Source organism: Mitsuaria sp. TWR114, from assembly GCF_007997345.1.
Genome location: NZ_VOSR01000909.1, coordinates 1 through 1,622, shown reverse-complemented (window position 1 = coordinate 1,622; position 1,622 = coordinate 1). Strand labels below are relative to the sequence as shown.

Annotated in this window: 2 protein-coding genes; both read left to right on the top strand. The window is 68.0% G+C overall.

The genetic code is table 11. The features are described from left to right. Positions 1–847 (top strand): glycosyl hydrolase family 28 protein (locus FUT87_RS25670; protein ID WP_255512037.1); only part of this gene is annotated, 847 nt, incomplete at its 5' end. 72 nt (positions 848–919) lie between these two features. Then, positions 920–1,622: MCP four helix bundle domain-containing protein (locus FUT87_RS25665; RefSeq protein ID WP_147242821.1), on the top strand; the 703-nt coding region annotated here is incomplete at its 3' end.

Genomic DNA, 1,622 nt, shown 5'->3' with positions numbered 1-1,622 from the left:
GCTGGCGCCGTCGCTGGCCTACGCCAAGCCCAACTACGCCTGCGCCGCCGGCACGACGCCCAACCCCGACGTCGCCGCCACCCAGCCCAGCACCTGCTTCACCCCGGCCACCGCCGCCAACACCGACGGCATCGACGTGGTCGAGAGCTCCAAGGTCAGGATCGCGCACTCGTCGATCAGCACCGGCGACGACCACATCGCGATCAAGGCCGCCGACGCGCCGGCCTCCGACATCTACATCGCCCACAACGACCTGTACCACGGCCATGGCATGTCGATCGGCAGCGAGACCACGCAAGGCGTGAACCAGGTGCGGGTCGACGACCTCAGCATCGACGGTTTCGACGACGCGCAGGTCAACGGCCTGCGCATCAAGACCTACGACAGCGTCGGCGGAACGGTCAGCAACGTGATCTTCGCCAACGTCTGCATGCGCAACGTCAAGCAGCCGCTGATCTTCACGCCCTACTACAGCTCGGGCAACCACAGCACCGCGCCCAACATCAACGACATCCTGCTGCAGAACATCCATGTGCTGAGCAGCGCGAAGTTCGGCGCCGGCAAGCTGGTCTTCCGCGGCTATCGCAACGGCAGCGTCGTCAACCCGCTGAAGATGACGCTGGACAACGTCGTCTTCGACTCGACGAGCTTCCTCACCGCCGACGGCAAGAAGGGCGGCCCCACGCAGCCGGATGACGCGACCCTGACGCTGGGCCCCGGACCGGTGACGATCCCCTTCGCGGCGTCGTCGACCTTCAAGCTGATCGACCAGCGCGCCGGCTCCCAGGCACCGCGGGCCTGCGACAGCGCCTTCCCGCCCTTCCCCCTGGCCGAATCGCCGATCTGAACGCGGGCTATCGCGGTGGCGCGATGGCCTGCCGATGCGATACAACCCTCTCATCGAACGAGGGAGACCATCGTGACCGCATTCAGCAACCTGAAGATCGGTGTCCGCCTGACCGGCGGCTTCGCGGCAGTGATCGCGCTGCTGATCGTGCTGGCGGTGATCGGCGTCACCAAGATCAGCGCGGTGGACGCCAACACCGAGGTCATCCTGCATGACCGCTTCGTCAAGGTGCAGCTGGCCCAGACCGTCGAGAACGAGGTCAACAAGCAGCTCCGCGCGATGCGCACCGCGCTGATCGTGTCCGACCGCGCCATCGTCGACAGCGAGCTGGCCAAGCTCGAGGCCTCGCTGCCGCTGGTCGGTCGCGCGATCGACCAGCTCGGCGCGACGGTGCACAGCGAACGCGGCAAGGCGGCGCTGCAGGCGCTGGTCGAGGGCCGGGCGAAGTTCAAGGACAAGGAGCGTCAGCTGGTCGACCTGATCAAGGCCGGCAAGGTCGACGAGGGCCGCACGCTCCTGGTGACGGACATCCTGCCGCTGCAGACCGTCTACCTGGGGGCCGTCGAGCGCTTCGTCGAGACCCAGGCGGAGAGCATGGAGGAGTTCGGCGCGCAGGCCTCGGCGCTGGCCCGCGGCGCCCGCACGCTGATGATCGTGCTGTCGGTGATCGCGGTGCTGCTGGCGGTGGGCATCGCCGTGCTGCTCACGCGCTCGATCACCCGGCCCATCGCCCAGGCGGTGCGGGTGGCCGAGACGGTCGCCGCCGGCGACCTCA